Source organism: Williamsia sp. SKLECPSW1 (assembly GCF_054332755.1).
Map to the genome: position 1 here is coordinate 1,748,646 of NZ_JBTGLI010000001.1, position 22,444 is coordinate 1,771,089.

Genomic DNA, 22,444 nt, shown 5'->3' on the forward strand with positions numbered 1-22,444 from the left:
CGCCGACCTGAGGACGACCCGATGACCGCAGCGCAGGACTCCATGACCGACCAGCTCACCGCGACCCTCGAGGGCTCGCGGACGCAGCTCCCCGCCGACGTCTCCGCAGCATTCGACGCCGACCGCGAAGCGCTCGACGCCGCGGGCGTCCCCACCGACGTCGCCGGCGTCGGGACCGTCGTGCCCGACGCCGACCTGCTCACCGTCGACGGGTCGGCGACGCGCCTGTCCGACGCGATCGGTGCTCGCCCCGCGGTTCTCGTCTTCTACCGCGGAGCCTGGTGCCCCTACTGCAACGTCACGCTGCGCGCCTACCAGAAGGAACTCGTACCCGCGCTCGAGGACAAGGGTGTGGCACTGATCGCGATCAGCCCGCAGACCCCGGACGGATCGCTCTCCGCCCAGGAGTCCGCCGACCTCACCTACTCGGTGCTCTCCGACAGCGGCAACGACGTCGCGCGCGCCCTGGGCATCATCGCGCCGAACAACCCCGACGCGATCGCGGCGCAGCGGCAGCTGGGGCTCGACGTCACCGAGCAGAACGCCGACGGCACAGCCGATCTGCCGTACCCGACGGTCGTCGTCCTCGACGCCGATCGGACGGTGACCTTCATCGACGTGCACCCGAACTACACGACCCGCACCGAGCCGGCGCAGATCCTCGACGCCGTCGCCGCCCTCGGCTGATCGATCCGGCGCCGACGCGGGGTCACTCGCAGGCGACGCCGTCGCCGTCGCGGTCGAGGGCAGCCCGGTAGCCGGGCTCCCCGACCCGTAGCGGCGCGGCACCGGCGGCCCGCGCCGCGGCACAGTTGCGGTAGTACGTCGCTGTGTCCGGCGCGGTCGGCGCGGGGATCAGCGGGAGGGGGACGTCCGTCGTCCTCGGTGGCGGCGTCGTCTCGACGACAGAGGCCGGTGGGGCGGGCGGCGTCGACCCGCCACAGGAGCGCAGGATCCCCGTGATGGCGTCCTTCTCGGCCGTGGTCACCCAGAGTCGATAGGCCGCCTTGACCTCCACCTGGCGGGTCACGTAGGTGCACCGGTAGGAACGGTTCGGCGGCAACCACGTCGCGGCGTCGCCGTCGCCCTTCTGTTGATTCGTCGGCCCGTCGGTGGCCTGCAGGTTGCGGGGATCGTTGGCGAGGTCGCGCCGCTCGTCCGCCGAGAGTTGTTGCGCCCCCTTCTGCCACGCATCCGACAGGGCGACGACGTGGTCGATCTGGACGGCCTCGGACGTCCGGGCGCCGCGGGTGAACGCGATGGTGCGACCGGTGTAGGGATCGGCCAGAGACCCCGTGAGCACGAGGCAGTCGCGGGTGCCCGGCTTCGCGGTGATCCGGGTGAGATCGCGGCGGAGGATGTCGTTGCGGGTGTCACATCCGTTGTGTCCCAGGGCCACGTCGACGTCGTCGGACCACGCCTGGCCGAACTGGGCACGGCTGTACCCGGTCTTGGGTGCCCGGCCCTTCACGGGAAGTGCGTCGAGCGTGCTCAGGGCATCGGTCGCCGCAGCCGGTTCCTGTGTCGCCGTGGAGGTCGGAGGTGTGGACGTCGTCGGCGTGGGTGTCACGACGTCGGAGCGCGTCGACGACGCGGTCACCGCGGCGGCCTGATCGGACGACTGTTTTGTGTCGTCGGGTGCGATCAGCCCCACCAGCGCGATCACCGCGACGACCCCGATCCCGGTGAGGACCCCCAGCCGACGTCGGCTCACGTGACGGTGACGCCGCCGTCGACGACGATGGTCTGCCCTGTCACGTATCCGCCGGCGTCGGACGCGAGCCAGATCGCGGTCGCTGCCAGCTCGGCCGGATCACCCATCCGCTTGAGGAGTTGCCGGGCCTGCTGCGACTCGAGGTAGCCCTCGTCGTACTGCTCGGTCATCTCGGAGGCGAAGAAGCCGGGGGCGATCGCGTTGACGCGGATGCCCTTTCGGCTGCCCCATTGCTGGGCGAGATCGCGGGTGAGGCCGATGACCCCGGCCTTGCTGGCGGCGTAGGCGGCCTGCGGGAGTCCGGCCGTGGTGAGTCCCAGGACGCTGGAGATGTTGACGATGCTGCTGCCCGGCTGCATCACCCTGGCGGCGGCCTGGGCGGTCCAGTACGAGCCGTTCAGGTTGACGTCGATGACCGCGCGGAACTGCTCCGGCGTCTCCCGCGTGGCGGGGACCGCTGTCCCGACGCCGGCGTTGTTGATGAGCACGTCGACCCGGCCGAAGGCTTCCGTCGCGGCGTCGACCATGGCGGCGGCCTGTGCGGGATCGGCGACGTCGGTGGCGACGCTGATGGCCGTGGCGCCGAGCGACTCGACCATCGCCTGGGTGTCGGCGAGCCTGTCGACCCGACGTGCGGCGAGGACGACCGACGCTCCGGCCTCGGCGGCCGCTCGGGCGAAGGCCACACCCAGACCCGACGACGCGCCGGTGACGATGACGACCTTGTCGTCGAGGCGGAACATGTCGAGTACGGGCATGACGGTCTCCTCGCTGAGAACGGTGGTCCTTACAGACCGAGATCGCGGCCGATGATCTCCTTCATGATCTCGTTGGAGCCGGCCCAGATCTTGGTCACCCGGGCATCCTTCCATGCCTGGGCGATCCGGTATTCGTTCATGAACCCGTAACCGCCGTGCAGCTGTACGCAGGTGTCGAGGACCTTGTTCTGGATCTCGGCGGTCCACCACTTGGCCTTGGCCGCATCGGCCGGGCTCAGCTCGCCGTCGCAGTGGGCGGCGACGCAGGCGTCGACGAACGCCTGGGTGACGTCGAGCTGGGTCGACAGTTCGGCGACGGTGAACTTGTTGTACTGGAACGAGCCGACGGCCTGGCCGAACGCCTTGCGCTCGGTGATGTAGGTGAGGGTCTCGTCGAACAGGGCGCGTGCGTGCGCGAGATTCGAGACGGCGCAGTTCATCCGCTCCTGCGGGAGGAACGTCATCATGTGGATGAAGCCGCGGTCGATCTCGCCGATCACGTTCTCGGCGGGGACGCGGACGTCGGAGAAGAACAGCTCGGCGGTGTCCGACTCGGGCTGGCCGACCTTGTCGAGCTTCCGGCCTCGTTCGAAGCCCTCCATGCCCTTCTCGACGGCGAACAGCGTGATGCCCTTGGCCTTCTTCTCCGGCGAGGTCTTCACCGCGACGACCACCAGGTCGGCGTTGTAGCCGTTGGTGATGAAGGTCTTCGACCCGTTCAGGATCCAGTCGGACCCCTCCTGCCGGGCGGTGGTCTTGATGCCGGCGAGGTCGGAGCCGGCGGCGGGCTCGGTCATCGCGATCGCGGTGACGGTGTCTCCGGTGCAGAACCCGGGTAGCCAGCGCTGCCGCTGCTCCTCGGTGGTCAGGTGCACCAGGTAGGGCGCGACGATGTCGACGTGGATGCCGAACGCCGACGGGATCGCGGCGCTGACACCGGAGAGCACCTCGGTGAACTTGGCGTTGAAGCGGTAGTCGCCGGCAGCCGAGCCGCCGTACTCCTCGGGGATCTCGAGTCCGAGGAAGCCGAGCTCACCGGCCTGCTTCCAGATCTCGCGGTCGATGAACCGCTGCTCGATGATCTTCTCGTGACGCGGCGTGACGTACCGGTCCACGAACTCCTGGGCTGATTCCCCGAACGCGCGGTGGTCGGGTCCGTACAGCGTCCTGCGCATGATGTGTCTCCTCGAGAAGATCTGGCATCCCGGGCGCGCCGTTGTTACCGGCGAGTAGCTCCAGGTGTCTCCATGCTGCGCCGAGACGGTCATGCAGGTCAAAACGCGGTGTGTGATCTGGGTCGCACGCATCCGGCAGCGACACCGTCACAAACGTCCGCCCTGCGCGAGCAGAGGGCGATCTTCCCTCGGCCCACGTGGAGCGGACGTTTGTGACGGTGGTCAGCGGTGCTGCGCGTCTACCGGCGCACGACCTCCGAGTGCTCGGCGTCGCGGGCGGCGACACCGTTGAAGCCGACGCTCGCGAGTTCCTCGCCGAGGGTCTCGTGCGGTGCGACCTCGCCGTCCACTGTCGCGTCCGCGGTCTTGCGGCCCGTGAACACCGAGGCGATCGCACCGAGGATGCAGCAGACGATGGCGAAGGTGAAGGCCGCCGTCAGCCCGTTCGAGAACGGTTCGGAGATGAGGTGCGGGAAGAACTTCAGACCCGTGAGCGTGTCCTGGTTCGACTGCGACAGAGTCGCCAGGTGCGGGCCCACCAGCTCCTTGATCGGGTTGTACCCGAGGAACGCCGCGAACAGGATGCCGACGGTCGGCAGGTTGGCGACCTTGGTGGCATCGGCTGCCGAGACCCCGTGGGCGACCAGACCGCCGTGCATCGCCGACGGCAGATCGGTCGACAGGCCGGCGATCATGAGGCTGAAGAACAGCCCGATCGACAGGACCATCGCGGAGTTCTGGAACGTCGTCATCATCCCGGCGCCCGACCCACGGGCGTTCGCCGGCAGGCTGTTCATGACCTCGGCACGGTTGGGCGAGGCGAACAGGCCCATGCCGACGCCGTTGACGAGCAGGATCACCGCGAAGACCCAGTAGTTGAAATCGACCGGGATCGCGACGAGAGCGACGAAAGTCGCTGCGGTGAGCGCCAGCCCGCTGGTGGTGAACCACCGGGTGCCCAGCCGGTCCGACAGGAATCCCGACACCGGCGCCGACAGCAGGAACCCGATCGTCATGGGCACCATGTAGATACCGGCCCACAGGGGTGTGCGGGTGTAGTCGTACCCGTGCTGCGGCAGCCAGATCCCCTGCAACCAGATGATCAGGATGAACTGCAGGCCACCACGCCCGATGGACGCCATCAGGTTCGCGATGTTGCCGTACAGGAACGAGTGGTTGCGGAACAGCGACAGGTTGAACAGCGGATTGGACACGCGGGTCTCGATCACCGCGAACACCGCGAGCACCGCGACGCCGCCGATGATGCAGGTCAGCACCATCGGGCTGTACCAGCCCATGTTCGACGAGCCGTAGGGCTGGATGCCGTAGGTGATGCCGACGAGGATCGCGACGAGACCGACGGCGAAGGTGATGTTCCCCCACCAGTCCATCGACGCCTTCTGCCGGATACCGGTGTCGTGCAGCTTCATGTACGCCCACACGGTTCCGATCACACCGAACGGCACGGACACGAGGAAGACGAGGTTCCAGTCGATCGGCGCCAGCACGCCACCGACCAGGAGGCCGAGGAACGATCCCGCGATCGCGGCGACGCCGTTGATGCCGAGCGCGAGTCCGCGCTGACTCTGCGGGAACGCGTCGGTCAGGATCGCCGACGAGTTCGCCATCAGGAACGCGCCGCCGACACCCTGGATGATGCGCCAGAAGATCAGCCACAGGGCGGCCTTGCTGCCGTCGAACCAGGTGGCGGCCAGGAAGATCGACGAGACGGTGAAGACCAGGAAGCCGATGTTGTACATGCGGGCCCGGCCGAACATGTCACCGAGACGTCCGAAGCTCACCACCAGCACGGCGGTGACGACGAAGAAGCCCATCATCATCCACAGCAGGTAGCTGGTGTTCGACGGATCCAGCGGGTTGAGCTTGATGCCCTTGAAGATGTCCGGCAGCGCGATCAACACGATGGAGGAGTTGATGGTGGCGATCAGCATGCCCAAGGTGGTGTTGGACAACGCGATCCACTTGTAATGCGGTCCGAGGTCGGCCAGGGACCGGGTGCGGCCGGAGCGGGGCGGCTCAGGCGTCCCGGGCTGGTCGAGGACAGCAGTGGAATTGTGAGACATGACTGCTTTCTCTGCGGTGGGCGGCGGGTCAGTCGCGGTGGGCGGACAGTGCGGCGGCGAGCAGCTCGATCGACCGCTCCGCCGCGGCACGGTCACCCGGCTCGAGTCGGCCCAGGGCCTCCTCGACGAGCCGCGCGCGGCGCGACGTGGTGCCGTTGATGAGGTCGATCCCGTCCTCGGTCGGCTCGATGCGGCAGGCACGCCCGTCGACGGGGTCGGCGGTGCGTCGGACCATGCCGTCGCGTTCCAGGGTCGAGACGATCCGCGACATCGTCGGCGCGGTGACGCCCTCGTGGGCGGCGAGGTCGGACAGTCGCATCGGCGGGCTGGTCACCAGTACCCACAGCGCGGACGTCGCACCGAGCGACAGTGATCCCGCACCGCTCTCGTTGCGCAGCGTCCGGATGATCCGTGCGAGCGCGGTGTAGACGTTCACGGCGCGCCCGGGACGGGTCGCTGTCGTCGACATGTGGTCCTCCCTCGTCGTCCCGTTGGGACCCACAAGAGGTTAGTTGTCAGACGCTAAGTAATCGAGTCGTAAAGAAACCGCAGGTGACCGGCACGTGACGGGAGATGTCGCGTGTGTCCGGTCTCGCCTCGACGGTTCTGCCAGAGCGTTATTTGCCTGTTACCCTCCGGGGGATCCTCACCGACGAGCACCCGAAGGACCACCACCACTCATGTCGATTCGCAGCCTCCGGACGCGTCTGACCGCAGTCCTCGTGGCCACCGTGACCGCCGCGGGTGTCGCCGGCGTCGTCACCACGGCCCCCGCACAGGCCCGTCCCGCGACCGCGTACGTCTACTCCGCGGCCATGGGCAAGAACATCCCGATCAAGGTGCTGCGTGCCGCGAACGGCAGCGACAACGCCCCGACGCTGTACCTGCTCGACGGTCTGCGCGCCCCGGACAACGACAACGGGTGGCTCATCAACACCGACGTCGTGCGCTACTTCTCCAACAAGAACGTCAACGTCGTCCTGCCCTACGGCGGTGCCGGGACGTTCTACATGGACTGGGAGCGTCCCGACCCCAAGCTGGGCGTGGTCAAGTGGGAGACCTTCCTGACCCGTGAGCTCCCCGCCGCCATGAAGGCCCGCTTCGGGTCCGACGGCAAGCGCAACGCCATCGCCGGACTGTCGATGAGCGGCACGTCGGCGCTCATCCTGGCCACCGAGCACCCCTCGATGTACCAGGCCGTCGCCTCGATGAGCGGCTACCCCGTCACCAGTGAGCCCGGCTTCGCCCAGGGCATCGGTGTCGCCGTCGGTCAGATCGGCGGCAACGTCGACAACATGTGGGGTGTGTGGCCCGGCGGCGAGTGGCTCGCCAAGGACCCGGCCTTGCACGCGGGCAACCTGCGCGGCAAGCGCGTCTACATCTCCGCGGGTCTCGGCGGCTCGAACATCGACCCCGCCACCGATCCGGTGAAGTTCTCGCAGTTCGTCCCGCTGGAGACCGCGGCCGGTATCGCGAGCCAGCAGTACATCGGCACCCTGCGGATGAACGGGATCAACCCCGTCACCCACATCACCGAAGAGGGCACGCACTGGTGGACCTACTGGCAGGCCCGCCTGAAGGAGGCCTGGGTCTCCACCCTGGGTCCGGCGCTCGGCGCCTGAGAACCAGCGACACCCGGAGCCCGGTGAGGTCATCACGACGATGACCGCACCGGGCTCCGGTCGTCTCGCCCGTCGCCTGTCGACGGCGCAGGCCACCGTCATCGGGCTGGGGTCGATGATCGGTGCGGGCGTGTTCACCGCGTTCGCACCCGCCGCCGACGCTGCCGGGTCGGCGCTGCTCGTCGGGCTGGCGATCGCCGCGGTCGTGGCGGTCTGCAACGCGCTCTCGTCGGCACAGCTCGCCGCGCAGTACCCGCAGGCGGGCGGCACCTACCTCTACGGCCGCGAGCGGCTCGGGCAGTGGTGGGGTTTCGTCGCCGGGTGGATGTTCGTCGTCGGCAAGACCGCGAGCTGCGCGGCCATGGCGTTGACCGTCGGCACCTATGTGGCGGGGGAGTCGTGGGGCCCGATCGTCGCGGTGGTCGCCGTCGCAGCGGTCGTCACCGTCACCTGTCTCGGCGTCACCCGCACGGCCACCGCGACGGCCGTCATCGTCGCCGCGGTCGTCGCCGTACTGGTCGTCGTGGTGGTCATCGGGGGTGTCGGCGGCCATCCCACCGCGAGCAACCTGTCCCTGCGGCTCGACGGCGGCAGCGCGCACGGCATCCTGCAGGCGGCCGGGCTGCTGTTCTTCGCCTTCGCCGGCTACGCGCGGATCGCGACGCTCGCCGAGGAGGTCCGTGACCCGCGTCGCGCCATCCCGCGTGCGATCGTCGGGGCTCTCACCGGTGCGGTCGTCGTGTACACCGCGGTCGGGGTGACGGCGCTGGCCGTCCTCGGTCCCGACAGGCTCGCCGACAGCCCGACGCCGCTGGTGTCGCTGGTGTCGGCGAGCGGTGCCGAGGTCATCGCGCCCCTGGTGCGGGTCGCTGCCGCCGTCGCAGCGCTCGGGGCGTTGCTCGCACTGGTCGCCGGGATCGGCAGGACCGGCCTCGCCATGGCACGGACCGGCGATCTGCCGCGCCCGTTGGCGGCGATCCATCCCCGCTTCCGGGTGCCGCATCGGATGGAGATCACCGTCGGGCTGGTCGTCGCGGTCGTGGTGCTCACCGTCGACCTGCGCGGCGCGATCGGGTTCTCCTCGTTCGGGGTGCTGCTGTACTACCTCGTCGCCAACCTCGCGGCCATGACGCAGTCGGGCACCCATCGCCGTGTCCCGACGCCCGTCCATGTCGTCGGGGCGATCGGGTGTGTGGTGCTCGCCGCTGCGCTGCCACTCGCGTCGGTCGTCGCCGGGGTGGCTGTCGCGCTCACCGGGGTGGCCTACCGAGTGATCGTCACGCGGTCTTCTCGGCGCGCCTGACGATGTCGCGCACCAGCGCCGCGAAGACCAGCTTGTGGGCGGGCAGCTGGCCGTACCAGTAGCCGAGGCCGACGAGCCCGTGCGGGTAGTAGATGGTCCGCTGGCGCAGGAGAGCGCCCGAACCCTGTCGTTCCACACCGAGTTCCAGCCACGCCGAGCCGGGCATCGTCGTCTCCGCCCGCAGGCGCAGCAGCCGGCCCGGTTCGACGTCCTCGACGCGCCACCAGTCGAGCGTCTCACCCGTCGACGGTTCACCCGACGACCGTCGACGTCGCGGACCCGGCCCGCCGACGACGCGGTCGACCGATGCGCGGGCCCGCCACACGGCGTCGAGGGAGAGCCACCCGGTGTCGCCACCGAGCGAGGACACGGTGTCCCACAGGTGCTCCGGTGACACCGACGTCGACGCGGTGCGTTCCTCGACCATGACGTCCTCGCCGGACCAGTCGGGGTCGGTGGGCAGGGGCTCGGCCGGTGACACCGCGGCGTCGGCGTTGGCCCAGGTGACCGAGGTGTCACCGCGACGTACTCGCTCGAGCGCGGCGTCGAGTGCCTCCCGGTACGTCATCAGACCGCCGTCGGGACGCGGGATGACGTCGTCGACGTCGTGGTTCTTCATCACCGCGTCGCACTCGAGCGATTCGACGAGGGGTCGGGCGAGGGATGTCGGGATGGGGGTGACCGTGCCGACCCATCGGCTGGCGAGGGTCGGTGTGAGGTAGGGGATGACGATCATCCGGCGCCGCGGCAGCCCGGCCTGCTGGGCGTAGAGCTGCATCATCTCGCCGTATTCGAAGACCTCGGTGCCGCCGATGTCCCACGTCCGACTGTCGGGGACCGGCGCGCTCGCGGCCTCGACGAGGTAGTGCAGCGCGTCGCGGATCGAGATCGGCTGGATCGTGTTGTGCACCCAGCGCGGGGTGGTCATCACGGGCAGCCGTTCGGTGAGGTGGCGGATCAGCTCGAACGACGCCGACCCGGACCCGATGACGACACCCGCCTGCAGGACGACGGTCTCGACACCGGATGCGAGGAGGATCTCGCCGACCTCCACCCGCGAGGCCAGGTGCTTCGACAGTTTCGTGCCGCTGGGGTGCAGCCCGCCGAGGTAGACGATCCGGGAGACCCCCTGTGCTTTCGCGGCGGCGGCGACGTTGCGTGCCGACTCGGCCTCTTCCTCCTTGAAGTCGCCGGCGCCGTCACCGCCCATCGAGTGGACGAGGTGGTAGACCACGTCGACCCCGTCGAACGCCCGCATGAGCGAGTCGCGGTCGGACAGGTCGCCCTGGACGACCGTGTCGTCCCCGACCCAGGGCGCGTCGCCGAGTTTCGCCGGCGTCCGGGCGAGGGCACGCACCGTCCAGCCGGCCGCGGCGAGGCGGGGGGCGAGGCGACCCCCGACATAGCCGGTCGCTCCGGTGACCAGTGCCGTTCCGGTCGTGCTCATGGGGTGCTCGCTTCCGTGGTTGACCCGGGGATGGGACGCGCGGTCGTCGTCGGGGTCAACGACCCCGGCTGTCGGTTTGTTCTCATGGCCCGGTCCCGCGTCGGCCGACCGCGACGACGCCACCCGACTCGTCGTCCTCGACGACCTCGGCGACGAGTCCGACGGCACCCATCGCGGCGGTGAGGGAGTCGGCCTGCCGCGACGACGTCTCGATCGCCACGAGGCCGTGCGAGGAGAGCCATCCGCCGCAGCCCTCGACGATGCGCCGGGCGAGGTCCAGTCCGTCGTCGCCGCCGTCGAGGGCATGACGGGGTTCGTGGTCGCGGGCCTCGCGGGGCATCGATGCGACGGCGTCGGTGGGGACATAGGGGGCGTTCGCGACGATCACGTCGACGGACCCGCGGACATCGGTGGGCAGCGGGTCGTAGAGATCGCCGGTGAGGACGGTGGCCTCGGGAAGGTTCTGCCGTGCGCATGCCGTCGCGGCGGGGTCGATGTCGACGGCGAGGAGCCGCCCCGGCCGACGACGGGCGAGGACGTGCGCGACCGCCCCGATCCCGCAGCAGAGGTCCACGACGGTGTCGCCGGGCCGGCAGGCGTCGGCCGCGACCTCGGCGAGCAGTTCGGTCCGACGACGGGGCACGAACACGCCCGGTGTCACCGAGAGGCGGGCACCGGCGAACGCGACCCACCCGACGACGTGTTCGAGCGGCTCCCCGGCGACCCGTCGCGCGAGCAGGTCGGCGACGTCCTCCGGTGCCGCCTCGAGCAGGATCGCCGCCTCGTCCTCGGCGAAAACGCATCCCGCAGCGCGGAGTTCGTCCACGACACGCTGGTGACTCACCGCCGCCACGGGCGCGCTACGTGCCGTCGGTGGTCCCGTCGGACCCGCCGTCGGAGTGCTCGTCGGGACTGATCTCGTTGGAGGGGGCCTCGTCGTCGGACCGGCCCGCCTCGTACACCTTCTCCTCGCGGCGGAGCTCCTCGGTCTCGCCGACCTGGCTCTCCTCGTCGTGCGGGAAGTCGCTCATCTCGTACTCGCTTTCGCAGGCGGGTGGGTGGACCGCCTGGGCTCGGCGTACCCCCACGCTACGGGCGGCCGCGGACGCACGGCACCCCCTCCGGGTGGGAGGGGGTGCGACACGCGCGGGTCTCAGCTGCCCTGCGGTGCGGGCGCCTGTCCGTTCGGGGGCTGGGGGGCCTGCCCGTTCGGCGGCTGCGGGGCCTGGCCACCGTTCGGCGGCTGGGGGGCCTGCCCGTTCCGGGGCTGAGGTGCCTTGCCGCCCGGGCCGGCCGGACCGCCGGGTCCGCCCGGGGCGCATCCGGGCCCGCCGGGACCTCCCGGGCCGGCCGCGCCGCCGGGGCCCTGGCCGTTCGGCGGCTGGGGGGCCTGCCCGTTCCGGGGCTGAGGTGCCTTGCCGCCCGGGCCGGCCGGACCGCCGGGTCCGCCCGGGGCGCATCCGGGCCCGCCGGGACCTCCCGGGCCGGCCGCGCCGCCGGGGCCCTGGCCGTTCGGCGGCTGGGGCGCCTGCCCGTCGGGACCCTGGCCGTTCGAGGTCTGTCCGCCGGTCCTGTCCTGCCCGCCGGACGCCGGGAGCGCACTGTTCGACGACGCCGTGCTCACATCCTCGTGGACCGGGTTGGCGACGAAGATCGCCGACGTGACGATGGCACCGACGAGGGCTGCACCCACGGCGATCGCCGCGACGGGCACCCACGGCTTGGACGCTGTCGCCCGGACACGTTCCATGCGTGACCGCTTGGCGGGAGCCTCCGGCGGGATGGTGTCGGACACGGGTGCCGAGTACGGCGCGGTGGCGCTGTCGTCGGCGACGCGGTCGATCGGCCGGGTGGCGTCCGCGGCGTTCCCACCGTCCGGCCGGGACGTGGGGTCGTGTGTCGTCCGGTCGTCGGCCGACCGGTCCTTGTCGTCTGTCATGGTCGTTCACCTCTCGTGGTTCCGCGCCGGCGGCGGTCGTCGTCGGCAGCGGTCCCGACGGTGTGCGGCGCACCTGAAGCCACGCTGAATCGGGCCCGTCGCGGCGCGGTCTTCAGCCTGTCTTCAGGCTGGTGGCCACAATGGGATCTCGTGACGGGTGCAGCGCGGTGACGGGCGGAGGGGAGTTCAGCGCGGCGCGTCGGATGGTCGTCGTCGAGGACGCCGACGCCATCCGGGAACCGGTGATCGCCGCGTTCGCCGACGCCGGGTACCTGTCGTACGGCGCCGCCTCCGGTGAGGGCATGGAGGAGCTGGTCGAGGCACGCCGGCCGGACCTGGTGATCCTCGACGTGATGTTGCCCGGTGACCGTGACGGGTTCGACCTGATCGATGTGGTCCGCACCCGGAGCGACGCCGGCATCATCATGCTGACGGCGCGCGACCACATCGACGACCGGCTGCGTGGACTGCACGGCGGCGCCGACGACTACGTCGTGAAGCCGTTCCTCCTCGACGAACTCCTCGCCCGCGCGGACGCGGTGCTGCGCCGCCGTGGTGGACGGGGGACGGCCATCACCGTCGGCGATCTCCTCGTCGACCCCGACGGCGCCACCATCACCCGGGGCGACACCGTCCTCGACGTCACCGCCACGGAGTTCCGACTCGCCGAGTTCCTCGTCGCGCAACGCGGTCGGACGGTCACCAAACGTCAGATCCTGCAGGCGGTCTGGGGGTACGACGCCTACGACGTCAACCTCGTCGAGGTGCATGTGAGCGCCCTGCGCAGGAAGATGGAGGCCCACGGCCCGCGCATGATCCACACCGTCCGCGGGCTCGGCTACGTGCTGCGGGCGACGCGGTGAACCGCCTGTGGGTGCGCGCCCGACGGGCCGACAGCCCGGACACCACCGCCACCCCGTCACTGCGATGGCGGGTGGTGGTCGCGGTGAGCGTCGCGTTCGCCGTCCTGCTGCTCGTCGTGGGCGTCGCCGTCGACGTGGCCCTCGGCCAACGGTTGCGCTCGGACCTCTCCGCACGCGTCACCGATCGGGCCGACCGGGCACCGAGCCTCCTCGCCGAGGGGTACCGGGGCCAGGATCTGGTCGACGCGCTGCAGGGCGACGCGATCCGGGTTCGCCTGCGCACCGCCGACGGCACCGTCTACCAGACCCCGGGCCCGGTGCTCGACGATCCAGGCGGGATCCCGCCGCCCCGCCCCTCCGGGGATCGCGGCCCCCGCGGCGCCCTCGGTCCGCCTCCCCCGGCAACCGGCCCGGGTGGTCCCGGGCCCGCAGGCGCCCCGGGGCCCCCTCGTGACGCCCTCGTGGTCACCCGGGCCCTGCCCGACGGGTCCACCGTCACCCTCCTCGGCGACACCACGTCCATCACCCAGGTCCGACAACAACTGCGCTGGTTGATGGTCGCCGCGGGTGCGCTCGCGGTGGCGGTCGCGGTGGGACTCATCCTGCTGGTGGTGCGGCGGGCGCTGCGACCGCTCGAGGCGATGGTCGACGTCGCGCGGGACATCACCTCCGGCGACCGGGGTCGGCGGGTCCGGCCACGGTCGCCGACCACCGAACTGGGCCGCACGGCCGAGTCGATCGACGAGATGCTCGACGCGCTCGAGGCCGCCGAGACGGCCGAACGTCGTGCCGCGCAGGCGGCACGACGTGCCGAGGCGGAGATGACCCGCTTCCTCGCCGACGCGGCCCACGAGTTGAGGACACCGATCGCCGGGCTCTCCGCGGTCGCCGAGTCCGTCGCCCGTGACGGCGGCGAGCGACCCGACCGTGTCGCACGCTGGTCCGATCTGCTCGTCCGCGAATCCCGGCACGCCGCCCGCCTCGTCGACGAACTGCTGGACATGGCACGCATCGACGACGACCCCGGCCTGCAACTCGTCGACGCGGACATCGCGACCGTCGTCGACGGCGCCGTCGAACGCGCCGGGATGGTCCACCCCGACCTGACGATCACCCGCCGCGGCCCGTCCAGCGTCCCCGCCCGCGTCGACCCGGGGCGGATCGACCAGGTGCTCACCAACCTCCTCGAGAACGCGGCCCGGGTGACGCCGCCCGACGGGACGATCGACGTCGAGCTGTCGGTGGCCGGTACCGACGACGGCCGCACGACCGAGGGTGACGGCCGGACCGCGACGATCACCGTCACCGACGACGGTCCCGGGGTGCCCGAGGCCGATCGGGACCGCATCTTCGACAGGCTCGTGCGGCTCGAGCGCGCCCGCGACACACCGGGGGCGGGACTCGGCCTGTCGATCGCCCGGGCGCTGGCCCGGGCGCACGGCGGGGACGTCCGATGTGTCGACCCGGGCGTCTCGACGGCCGGACGAGGGGCCCGGTTTGTCGTGATCCTGCCGACGCGACCTGGGCGGATCCGCGGGACGGGTGTGCCTGTCGGTCCGACTCCGTAGCATCGGATCGGTCACCGTCGGACGCTCGAGAACGCGGCGCCGGTGGAACCTTCGAGGCCCGCACGCGGCCCCTTCACACCGGGAAGGTGTCATGACGACCTCCACCTCATCGGCGATCACGTCGCGACCCGCAGCGGCCGCGCACCTGACCCGCGTCTGTTTCAAGCTCGGTCCGCCTCGGCTCGTCGGCGCCGAACTCGAATGGTTCACCCGCACCACCGATCACCCGAACACCAGCGATCCACAGCACCCCGGCCGTCCCGACGTCCCGCGCCTCGCCGCCGCACTCGGAGACCACGCCCCTCGCACCATCTCCCCCGATTCACCCGCCCTGCCGTTGGGCTCCGGAAGCCTCGTCTCCGTCGAACCCGGTGGTCAGATCGAACTCTCCAGCACCCCCTTCGACCGCGTCGAGGACCTGTACGAGGCCCTCGCCTCCGACGAACGCGACCTGCGCGGGATGCTCGCCGCGGCAGGGATCCGCGTCGTCGCCGGCGCCGGTGACGCCACCCGACCACCGAACCGGATCCTCCGGAGCGAGCGATACCGCTCGATGGAGGCCGCGTTCGCACTGCGCGGCATCTTCGGGTCGCTGATGATGTGCAACACCGCGGCCGTCCAGGTCGCCCTCGACGCCGGCGTCGACGCCGATCACGCCGTCGGTCGGTGGACGCGTCTGCACACCATCGGCCCCGCGCTCACCGCCGCCTTCGCGAACTCGCCGCGCCTGCACGGCGCCGACGACGAACCATGGGCGTCGCAGCGGATGCGGGCCTGGCTCGGGACCGACCGCACCCGTATCCCACCGCACGCCCAGACCGTCGAGGACTACGCCGACTGGGTGCTGTCGGTGCCGCTCCTCTGCGTGCGGTGCGCCGACGGGAGCTGGTTCGCCCCACCACCGGGTGCCACGTTCGCCGACTGGATGGACGGGGCACTCGACGAGGAGGTCGGTCGCCGGCCCGACGCCGACGACCTCGCCTACCACGTGACGACCGTCTTCCCGATGGTCCGGCCGCAGGGGTACCTGGAGGTCCGGTATCTCGACGGGCAACCCGAGAACCTGTGGCGCGTCCCGATCGCAGCCGTCACGGCACTCATGTCCGACGACACCGTCGGCGCCGAGGCCGATGCGATCGCCGGCCCCACCGCGGACGCCTGGGTGCGGGGCGCCCGGTCCGGACTCGCCGATGCCGAACTGGCGTCCACCGCGTCCCGCCTGCTCGCCCTCGCAGCCGACGTCACACCCCGCGGGATCGACCGGGACCTGCTCGGCGCGGCCTCCGCGCGGTGCGCCCGCCGCGAACCACCCGCGGCCGCACAGACATCCACCACTCCCACCGCGGCGGAGCCGCGTCTGCCCAACGACCGACAGGACACCGTCTCGCGATGACCGCACTCCACGACGACCCCCACGCCGAGAGCCCCCGTGAGATACGCACCCGGCTCGAGACCGTGCTGACGACCGCCCGCGCCCGGACCGCCGCCCTCGTCGACGCCGTGTCGGACGACGACCTCCGGCGCCAGCACTCCCCGCTGATGAGCCCCCTGGTGTGGGATCTCGCGCACATCGGCAACCAGGAGGAGATGTGGCTGATCCGCGAGGTCGGCCGACGTGCACCGCTCCGGCCCGACCTCGACGACCTGTACGACGCGTTCCGGCACGCCCGTGCCACACGCCCGGGTCTCCCTCTGCTCGATCCCACCCAGGCGCGGGCCTACACCGCAGGCGTCCGTGACCACGCACTCGACGTTCTCGACTCCTCCCCGCTGTCCGGCGAGCGTCTCGTCGACCGCGGGTTCGCGTTCGCGATGATCGCCCAGCACGAGCAACAACACGACGAGACCATGCTCGCGACGCACCAGTTGCGCACCGGGGCAACGGCTCTGCGTGCACCGGATGCCCCGCGCGCCACCGTCGCACCCGAGGTCGACGAGGTCGTGATCCCTGCGGGCGAGTTCGTGATGGGCACCGACGTCGACCCGTGGGCGCTGGACAACGAGCGACCCGCGCACCGGGTCTCCCTGCCGACGTTCGCGATGGAACAGTTCCCCGTCACCAACTCCCGGTGGTGTGCCTTCATCGACGACGGTGGCTACGACCGACCCGAGTTGTGGAGTGAGCGCGGGTGGGCGCACCGCGTCGAGGCGGACCTGACCGCACCGCAGTTCTGGGACCGCGACGCCGACGGTGGCTGGTGGCGACGGGTGTTCGGCACCATGACGCCGCTGCGCGCGAACGCGCCTGTCGTGCACATCTGCTTCTTCGAGGCGGAGGCGTTCGCGCGCTGGGCCGGCAAACGGCTTCCCACCGAGGCGGAATGGGAGAAGGCGGCTCGGTTCGAGCCTGCGTCGGGATCGCCGGGTCATCGCTACCCATGGGGCGACGAGGATCCCACAGCCGCGCACGCCAACGTCGCACAGCGTCATCTCGAACCCGCCGACATCGGCACCTACCCGGCCGGCGCGTCGCCGCTGGGTGTGCAGCAGATGATCGGTGACGTGTGGGAGTGGACCTCCAGCGGGTTCGACCCGTACCCGGGGTTCGCGATGTTCCCGTACCCGGAGTACTCCGAGGTGTTCTTCGGCGGCGACTACCGGGTCCTGCGGGGAGGGTCGTTCGGCACCGACCCTGTCGCCGTGCGGAGCACGTTCCGCAACTGGGATCACCCCATCCGACGGCAGATCTTCTCCGGGCTGCGGCTCGCGCGAGACGTCGCCTGACCGATGTGTCGACACCTGGGCTATCTGGGCCCGGTCGCCGCGGTCGGTGAGATCCTCACGCGCGGAGACCATTCGCTCGTCGTGCAGTCGTGGGCGCCGACCGACATGCGCTGCGACGCCGTCGCCAACGCCGACGGGTTCGGTGCCGCGTGGTGGGACGGAACCGCCGAGGCGTCCGTCCATGTCTCGGCGATGCCCGCCTGGGGTGACCCGGCGATCGGTGGGGCACTGTCGTCGGTGCGGTCCGGCGCTGTCGTGGCCGCCGTGCGGTCTGCCACCACCGGTATGCCCGTGACCGCGACCGCGTCGGCGCCGTTCGTCGACGGACGCTGGGCGTTCAGCCACAACGGTGTGGTGCGCGGGTGGCCGGAGGGCCTCGCCCCACTAGCGCGCGAGGTCCCCGTCGAGGACCTGCTCCGCCAGCCGGCCGCCACCGACTCCGCCGGCCTGTGGTCGGTGGTACGGCACCGGCTGCGTTCCGACGACCCTGCCACCGTGCTCCGGTCGGTCGTCACCGACCTGGACCGTTCCGCGCCGGGATCCCGATTGAACCTTCTCCTCGGCGACGGGATGTCGTTGTGGGCCACGACAGTCCACCACTCGCTGTCGGTGCTGGTGGGTGACGGGTCGGTCCTCCTCGCCTCCGAACCGCTCGACGACGACCCGCGCTGGCAACCCGTCCCCGACCGCTCGCTCGTCGTCGCCACGCGCGACGGCATCGACCTGACCGATCTCTGATCCGCCCCACACGTCCGATCCACCCGACAGCGAAGGACTTCCCGTGACGACCACCCCTCCGGCATCGATCCCCGTGCAGGTACACCTCACCGACGCCGACATCGATGCCGCGCTCGTCGACGACGTGCGTGCCGGGCTCACCGCGTCACCGAAACACCTGCCTCCCAAGTGGTTCTACGATGCGACCGGCAGTGCGCTGTTCGAGGAGATCACTGCCCTGCCCGAGTACTACCCGACTCGCACCGAGCGTGCGGTCCTCGCCGCGGCGGCCGACGAGATCGCAGCGATCACCGGCATGCAGACGCTGGTCGAGTTGGGGTCGGGGTCGTCGGAGAAGACGCGACTCCTGCTCGACGCCGGTGTCCGTGGCGGGACGCTGACGAGTTATGTCCCGCAGGACGTCTCTATCAGCGCGCTGCAGGGTGCGGTCGACGAGTTGACCGCGGCCTACCCGTCGCTTGCGGTGGAGGGCATCGTCAGCGACTTCTCCGATCTCGCGGTCTCCATCCCCGACCGGCCGGGTCGCACCGTGGCGTTCCTCGGTGGGACGCTGGGCAACCTCACCCCGGTCGAGCGCGCCGGGTTCCTGACCGGGATCGCCGACGCGCTGAGTCCCGGCGAGCACGTGCTGATCGGGGTGGGGCTCGTCGTCGACGAGTCGCTGGTGGTCCCCGCCTACGACGACGCCCAGGGCGTCACGGCGGCGTTCAACAAGAACGTGCTGTCGGTGATCGACGAGCGGCTGCACGCCGACTTCGACCCCGACGCCTTCGACCACGTCGCGATCTGGGACGCCGAGAACGAGTGGATCGAGATGCGCCTGCGGTCGCTGCACGCGACCACGGTGCGTGTCGCCGACCTCGACCTCGAGGTGCAGTTCGCCGAGGGGGAGGAGATGCGGACCGAGATCTCGGCGAAGTTCCGCGTCGAGGGGATCGGCGACGAACTCGCTGCCGCCGGATTCGACGCGACGCGCGTCTGGACCGACGCCGACGACCGCTTCGCGGTGCTCCTCGGCACCCGCCGCTGACCGAACCCCCGAGCGGGTCCGGCCGCGGTCAGTGGGTCGGCGTGCCCTCGGTCGTGCTGTCCATCGCGCTGGTGACCTCGCGGGCCGCGACGTGGAGGAGCTCGTCGATGCGCTCGCGGATCGGCTCGGTGGTGATGTCCGGGGCCAGGACGCTGGTGAACAGCGCGGTCCCGGCGGCGATGATGATCATCGCGAGCGCGTCGACCTCTGCCTGGTCACGCCGCTCGGGCGCACCGCCCGTCGCGTAGCGGGCCGCTGCGGGGCCGGCGAGACCCGTCCACAGCTGGGCGCGGAGATCGGGGTCCTGCTCGAACGTGCTGAGCAGTCCGGGCAGCGCCGTGCGTACCTCGGGGTGGGAGAAGATCTCGCGGCTCTGCGCGATGAGGTCCTCGATCCATCCGCCCGGTTGATCGGTGCCGATGTCGTCGAGACGGATGCGGTCGTTGAGCACCGCATGCAGCACGAGTCCGGCCTTCGTCTCCCAGCGGCGGTTGATGGTGGCGCGCGCGACGCCCGACCTGGCGGCGACGGCCCGCACGCTCAGGTCGTTCCAGCCGACCTCGAGCAGCAGGTCACGGACCACCGGCAGCACCTTGCCGTCGACGGTCTCGTCGCGCGGGCGGCCCCCGCGAGGAGACGGTGACGAATCGGGTGTGAACACGTAGCTCCTTTCGTGAGCCAGTGGTACCGTAACCATCGGTATCGGAACCAGTGGTCTAGATACCGTCTCGAACGCCAGCGTCAGGAGAACGATGACCACCAATGATCTCACCACCGCGGCGGCGCGCGATCCCCACGCCTGCCCTTTCATGCACGACGGGTTCGACTTCACGAGTCCCGACCTGCTGCACAAGGGCATGCCGGTCACGGAGTTCGCCGAACTCCGCAAGACCGCCCCGGTGTGGTGGAACGCGCAGGCGGAGGGATCCGGCGGTGGTTTCCACGACGGTGGGTACTGGGTGGTCAGCAAGCACCGGCACATCCGCGAGATCTCCAAGAACGACGAGAACTGGTCGACCAACGCCAACGGCGTGATCATGCGGTTCGAGGACACGATGCCGCCGGAGGCGCTCGAGATCACCAAGGCGCTGCTCATCAATCACGACCCGCCGGAGCACACCCGTCTCCGCAAGCTCGTGTCGCGCCTGTTCACCCCGCGCGCGGTGCACGCGCTGCAGGAGGAGATGGAGAAGCACGCCGCCGAGATCGTGCAGAAGGCGGCCGCGTCGGGCACCGGTGATTTCGTCCACCAGGTCGCCGTCGACCTGCCGCTCATCGCGATCGCAGATCTGCTCGGGGTGCCCAGCGCCGACCGCGAGAAGCTCTTCGAGTGGTCGAACTCGATGATGAACGCCGACGACCCGGAGTTCACCGTCGACCCGACGACCGCGTCGGCCGAGGTGCTGGGATACGCGTACCAGATGGCCGAGCAGCGCAAGCAGTGCCCGGCGGAGGACATCGTCAGCGAGTTGGTCAACGCCGACCTCGACGGGGAGTCGCTGTCGGAGATCGAGTTCGGCTACTTCTTCATCCTGCTGTCGGTGGCCGGCAACGAGACCACCCGCAACGCGATCAGCCACGGGATGAACGCGTTCCTCGACAACCCGGAGCAGTGGGAGATCTTCAAGCGCGACCGTCCGCGGACCGCCGCCGACGAGATCGTCCGCTGGGCAACCCCCGTCAACTGCTTCCAGCGCACCGCCCGTCACGACGTCGAACTCGACGGCGTGCAGATCAAGGCGGGCGAGCGTGTCGGGATGTTCTACGGCTCGGCCAACTTCGACGAGGACGTCTTCGACGACCCGTTCACCTTCGACATCACGCGCGACCCCAACCCGCATGTCGGTTTCGGTGGCAACGGGACGCACTTCTGCATCGGCGCCAACCTCGCGCGTATGGAGATCGACCTGATCTTCAACGCGATCGCCGACCACTGCCCGGACATCTCACGACTCGGTGACCCGGAACGACTGCGCCACGGATGGATCAACGGCATCAAGCGCCTGCCGGTGACCTACTCGACGCCATGACGATCCTGGGGATCATCGCGATCATCCTTGGCGTCATCATCTCTGTGCCGTGGATCTGGATCGTCGGGATCGTGCTGACGGTCGTGGGCGCCACGCTCGCGGCATCCGGGAAGAACGGCCGGCTCAACGCCGGTCGCGCGCACTACTTCTGATCGCGCACAGCTCGAACAGGTGAACCCGCCGGTGTGACACCGGCGGGTTCACCTGTGCGCGGTTGTTGCCGTGAAGAGGTCACCAGGCGCACCGAATCGCCTCACTTGAACTGCTAGCCTCCCCGCACTGACCGCGGCATTGCCTACCCGGTGGGCACCAGCCGCTCAACAAGTGCAGAGGTGAACGACGTGATCCCTCAGCGAGAAAGCGGCCTGGGGCACCTGCGAGTGCGCGAGCGGGTGATCCGTTTCGGGATAGCTGCTTTTGTCCCGATGTTCGCCCTTGCGGGTGCCTTGGCGTCCATATCACCTGAGGGAGCGCACACACCGGCTCGAGCCACATACGCGTGCTGCGTCTTCGCGACGACGATTCCTGTGGCGATCGTCATCGGCAGAATTCGGTTGGGCACGATCTGGTGGTCGGATCGCCCCAGTGCGAAGGTCGTCCCGATCGCGTTCGTGGTGTACGCCGACTTCGGTCTGGCATCAGTGCTTCTGGCGTTCGTCAGTCCGGCAGCGGGGTTGTACGGGGCATCCCTCTTCGCCATCACGGGGGCGTATGTCGCGCACTTCGTGGGGATTCGTCTACGTGTTGCGCACATCGTCTTCACGTCCACGGTCATCGTCTTCTTGGGCGTGTTGAGCTGGGCGAAGGGCGAGGGGGACGTGTTCGGGGTGTCGGCGCGAGTCCTGGTGACCCTCATGGTGGTCAACGGAACTGTGACGCTTCAAGGAGTGTTCGCGGCCGACATGCGCGGCGCGATAAAGCGCAGCGTCGTCGACGCCACGCATGACCCTCTCACCGATGTGCTGAACCGACGGGGGTTCGGTTCACGGGTGCGGAGCCTCATTCGACGTGCGCCCTCGGACATCGCCCTCCTGCACATCGACATCGACAACTTCAAGCAGATCAACGACCGGTTGGGCCACGACGCCGGTGACCGGATCCTCGTCGAGATGGCAGCACGCATCAGGCGTGAGATAGGACAAGGTGCAGTTTTCGCCCGATTCGGCGGTGACGAATTCGTTGTCGCCGCGCATCTTCTGGACGAGACCCTGCGGCAGTTCGCTGAGCGGGTGCACGCCGCCGCATCCGGCGCCGACATCGTGACTGCGAGTGTTGGTGCTGCGACGTATGTCCCGTTCTGTGAACGCACACGCGACATGTCTCTCGCTGCGTCGCTCGCTGTCGCTGACGAAGCTCTGTACGCGGCCAAGCGAGCGGGCTCGAATCGTTGCTTCGTGGCGACAAGGGATCTCTGAGGCCTGCTGGACACAGGTGCTCGGCGGCGACGCC

At 70.1% G+C, this 22,444-nt stretch carries 22 protein-coding genes; 12 read left to right on the top strand and 10 right to left on the bottom strand.

Going from position 1 to position 22,444, the window contains the following annotated elements:
* Positions 1-21 precede the first annotated feature (21 nt).
* Positions 22-687 (top strand): peroxiredoxin-like family protein, encoded by a 666-nt coding sequence (locus ACXVUM_RS07945; RefSeq protein WP_458521282.1) that lies wholly within the window; start codon positions 22-24, stop codon positions 685-687.
* Between the two features lie 22 nt (positions 688-709).
* Here ACXVUM_RS07945 and ACXVUM_RS07950 read toward each other — a convergent pair whose 3' ends face one another.
* From ACXVUM_RS07950 to ACXVUM_RS07970, 5 genes are all read right to left on the bottom strand, one after another.
* Positions 710-1,714 carry a GmrSD restriction endonuclease domain-containing protein gene (locus ACXVUM_RS07950; protein WP_458521283.1) on the bottom strand — a complete coding sequence of 335 codons (1,005 nt, stop codon included), beginning with the start codon at positions 1,712-1,714 and terminating at the stop codon, positions 710-712.
* Positions 1,711-2,472 carry an SDR family NAD(P)-dependent oxidoreductase gene (locus ACXVUM_RS07955; protein ID WP_458521284.1) on the bottom strand — a complete coding sequence of 254 codons (762 nt, stop codon included), beginning with the start codon at positions 2,470-2,472 and terminating at the stop codon, positions 1,711-1,713. The genes ACXVUM_RS07950 and ACXVUM_RS07955 overlap by 4 nt, the downstream gene beginning before the upstream one ends.
* A 29-nt stretch (positions 2,473-2,501) precedes the next feature.
* Entirely contained in the window at positions 2,502-3,647 is a 1,146-nt protein-coding gene (locus tag ACXVUM_RS07960; protein ID WP_458521285.1) for an acyl-CoA dehydrogenase family protein, read from the bottom strand.
* A gap of 239 nt (positions 3,648-3,886) precedes the next feature.
* Positions 3,887-5,731 carry an MFS transporter gene (locus ACXVUM_RS07965; protein ID WP_458521286.1) on the bottom strand — a complete coding sequence of 615 codons (1,845 nt, stop codon included), beginning with the start codon at positions 5,729-5,731 and terminating at the stop codon, positions 3,887-3,889.
* Between the two features lie 28 nt (positions 5,732-5,759).
* Positions 5,760-6,200: a MarR family winged helix-turn-helix transcriptional regulator gene (locus ACXVUM_RS07970; RefSeq protein WP_458521287.1), complete on the bottom strand. Its 441-nt coding sequence runs from the start codon at positions 6,198-6,200 to the stop codon at positions 5,760-5,762.
* A 211-nt stretch (positions 6,201-6,411) separates the two neighbouring features.
* Here ACXVUM_RS07970 and ACXVUM_RS07975 point away from each other — a divergent pair, with 211 nt between their 5' ends.
* Both ACXVUM_RS07975 and ACXVUM_RS07980 read left to right on the top strand, forming a co-directional pair.
* Positions 6,412-7,353: an alpha/beta hydrolase gene (locus tag ACXVUM_RS07975; RefSeq protein ID WP_458521288.1), complete on the top strand. Its 942-nt coding sequence runs from the start codon at positions 6,412-6,414 to the stop codon at positions 7,351-7,353.
* Positions 7,354-7,393: 40 nt separating this feature from the next.
* The gene (locus ACXVUM_RS07980; RefSeq protein WP_458521289.1) at positions 7,394-8,656 is read left to right on the top strand and encodes an APC family permease; all 1,263 of its coding nucleotides are present in this window, start codon (positions 7,394-7,396) and stop codon (positions 8,654-8,656) included.
* On the opposite strand, the gene ACXVUM_RS07985 is transcribed toward ACXVUM_RS07980, so the two are convergent.
* From ACXVUM_RS07985 to ACXVUM_RS08000, 4 genes are all read right to left on the bottom strand, one after another.
* Positions 8,631-10,103 (bottom strand): DUF2867 domain-containing protein, encoded by a 1,473-nt coding sequence (locus tag ACXVUM_RS07985; protein ID WP_458521290.1) that lies wholly within the window; start codon positions 10,101-10,103, stop codon positions 8,631-8,633. The two genes, ACXVUM_RS07980 and ACXVUM_RS07985, sit on opposite strands and share 26 nt — an antisense overlap.
* 82 nt (positions 10,104-10,185) lie before the next feature.
* Entirely contained in the window at positions 10,186-10,956 is a 771-nt protein-coding gene (locus ACXVUM_RS07990; protein ID WP_458521291.1) for a putative protein N(5)-glutamine methyltransferase, read from the bottom strand.
* A gap of 7 nt (positions 10,957-10,963) precedes the next feature.
* Positions 10,964-11,134 (bottom strand): hypothetical protein, encoded by a 171-nt coding sequence (locus tag ACXVUM_RS07995; protein WP_458521292.1) that lies wholly within the window; start codon positions 11,132-11,134, stop codon positions 10,964-10,966.
* A 122-nt stretch (positions 11,135-11,256) separates the two neighbouring features.
* Entirely contained in the window at positions 11,257-12,042 is a 786-nt protein-coding gene (locus ACXVUM_RS08000) for a hypothetical protein (protein ID WP_458521293.1), read from the bottom strand.
* 140 nt (positions 12,043-12,182) lie between these two features.
* Between ACXVUM_RS08000 and ACXVUM_RS08005 the strand changes: the two genes are divergently transcribed.
* From ACXVUM_RS08005 to egtD, 6 genes are all read left to right on the top strand, one after another.
* Positions 12,183-12,905, top strand: coding sequence for a response regulator transcription factor (locus tag ACXVUM_RS08005; RefSeq protein ID WP_458521294.1), 723 nt, complete (start codon positions 12,183-12,185; stop codon positions 12,903-12,905).
* Positions 12,902-14,473: a HAMP domain-containing sensor histidine kinase gene (locus ACXVUM_RS08010; RefSeq protein WP_458521295.1), complete on the top strand. Its 1,572-nt coding sequence runs from the start codon at positions 12,902-12,904 to the stop codon at positions 14,471-14,473. Before ACXVUM_RS08005 ends, ACXVUM_RS08010 begins: the two co-directional genes overlap by 4 nt.
* A 91-nt stretch (positions 14,474-14,564) precedes the next feature.
* A complete protein-coding gene (gene egtA / locus ACXVUM_RS08015) occupies positions 14,565-15,866 on the top strand; it encodes an ergothioneine biosynthesis glutamate--cysteine ligase EgtA (RefSeq protein ID WP_458521296.1) in 1,302 nt (433 codons plus the stop codon).
* The gene (gene egtB, locus ACXVUM_RS08020; protein WP_458521297.1) at positions 15,863-17,197 is read left to right on the top strand and encodes an ergothioneine biosynthesis protein EgtB; all 1,335 of its coding nucleotides are present in this window, start codon (positions 15,863-15,865) and stop codon (positions 17,195-17,197) included. The genes egtA and egtB overlap by 4 nt, the downstream gene beginning before the upstream one ends.
* 3 nt (positions 17,198-17,200) lie before the next feature.
* Positions 17,201-17,935, top strand: a complete 735-nt coding sequence (gene egtC, locus ACXVUM_RS08025; protein WP_458521298.1) for an ergothioneine biosynthesis protein EgtC — start codon at positions 17,201-17,203, stop codon at positions 17,933-17,935.
* Between the two features lie 43 nt (positions 17,936-17,978).
* The gene (gene egtD, locus ACXVUM_RS08030) at positions 17,979-18,965 is read left to right on the top strand and encodes an L-histidine N(alpha)-methyltransferase (protein WP_458521299.1); all 987 of its coding nucleotides are present in this window, start codon (positions 17,979-17,981) and stop codon (positions 18,963-18,965) included.
* A gap of 28 nt (positions 18,966-18,993) precedes the next feature.
* On the opposite strand, the gene ACXVUM_RS08035 is transcribed toward egtD, so the two are convergent.
* Entirely contained in the window at positions 18,994-19,626 is a 633-nt protein-coding gene (locus ACXVUM_RS08035; protein WP_458521300.1) for a TetR/AcrR family transcriptional regulator, read from the bottom strand.
* 91 nt (positions 19,627-19,717) lie between these two features.
* On the opposite strand from ACXVUM_RS08035, the gene ACXVUM_RS08040 reads away from it, so the two are divergent.
* From ACXVUM_RS08040 to ACXVUM_RS08050, 3 genes are all read left to right on the top strand, one after another.
* Positions 19,718-20,995: a cytochrome P450 gene (locus ACXVUM_RS08040; protein ID WP_458521301.1), complete on the top strand. Its 1,278-nt coding sequence runs from the start codon at positions 19,718-19,720 to the stop codon at positions 20,993-20,995.
* A complete protein-coding gene (locus ACXVUM_RS08045) occupies positions 20,992-21,147 on the top strand; it encodes a hypothetical protein (RefSeq protein ID WP_458521302.1) in 156 nt (51 codons plus the stop codon). Before ACXVUM_RS08040 ends, ACXVUM_RS08045 begins: the two co-directional genes overlap by 4 nt.
* A gap of 375 nt (positions 21,148-21,522) precedes the next feature.
* Positions 21,523-22,410 carry a GGDEF domain-containing protein gene (locus ACXVUM_RS08050; RefSeq protein ID WP_458521303.1) on the top strand — a complete coding sequence of 296 codons (888 nt, stop codon included), beginning with the start codon at positions 21,523-21,525 and terminating at the stop codon, positions 22,408-22,410.
* Positions 22,411-22,444 lie beyond the last annotated feature (34 nt).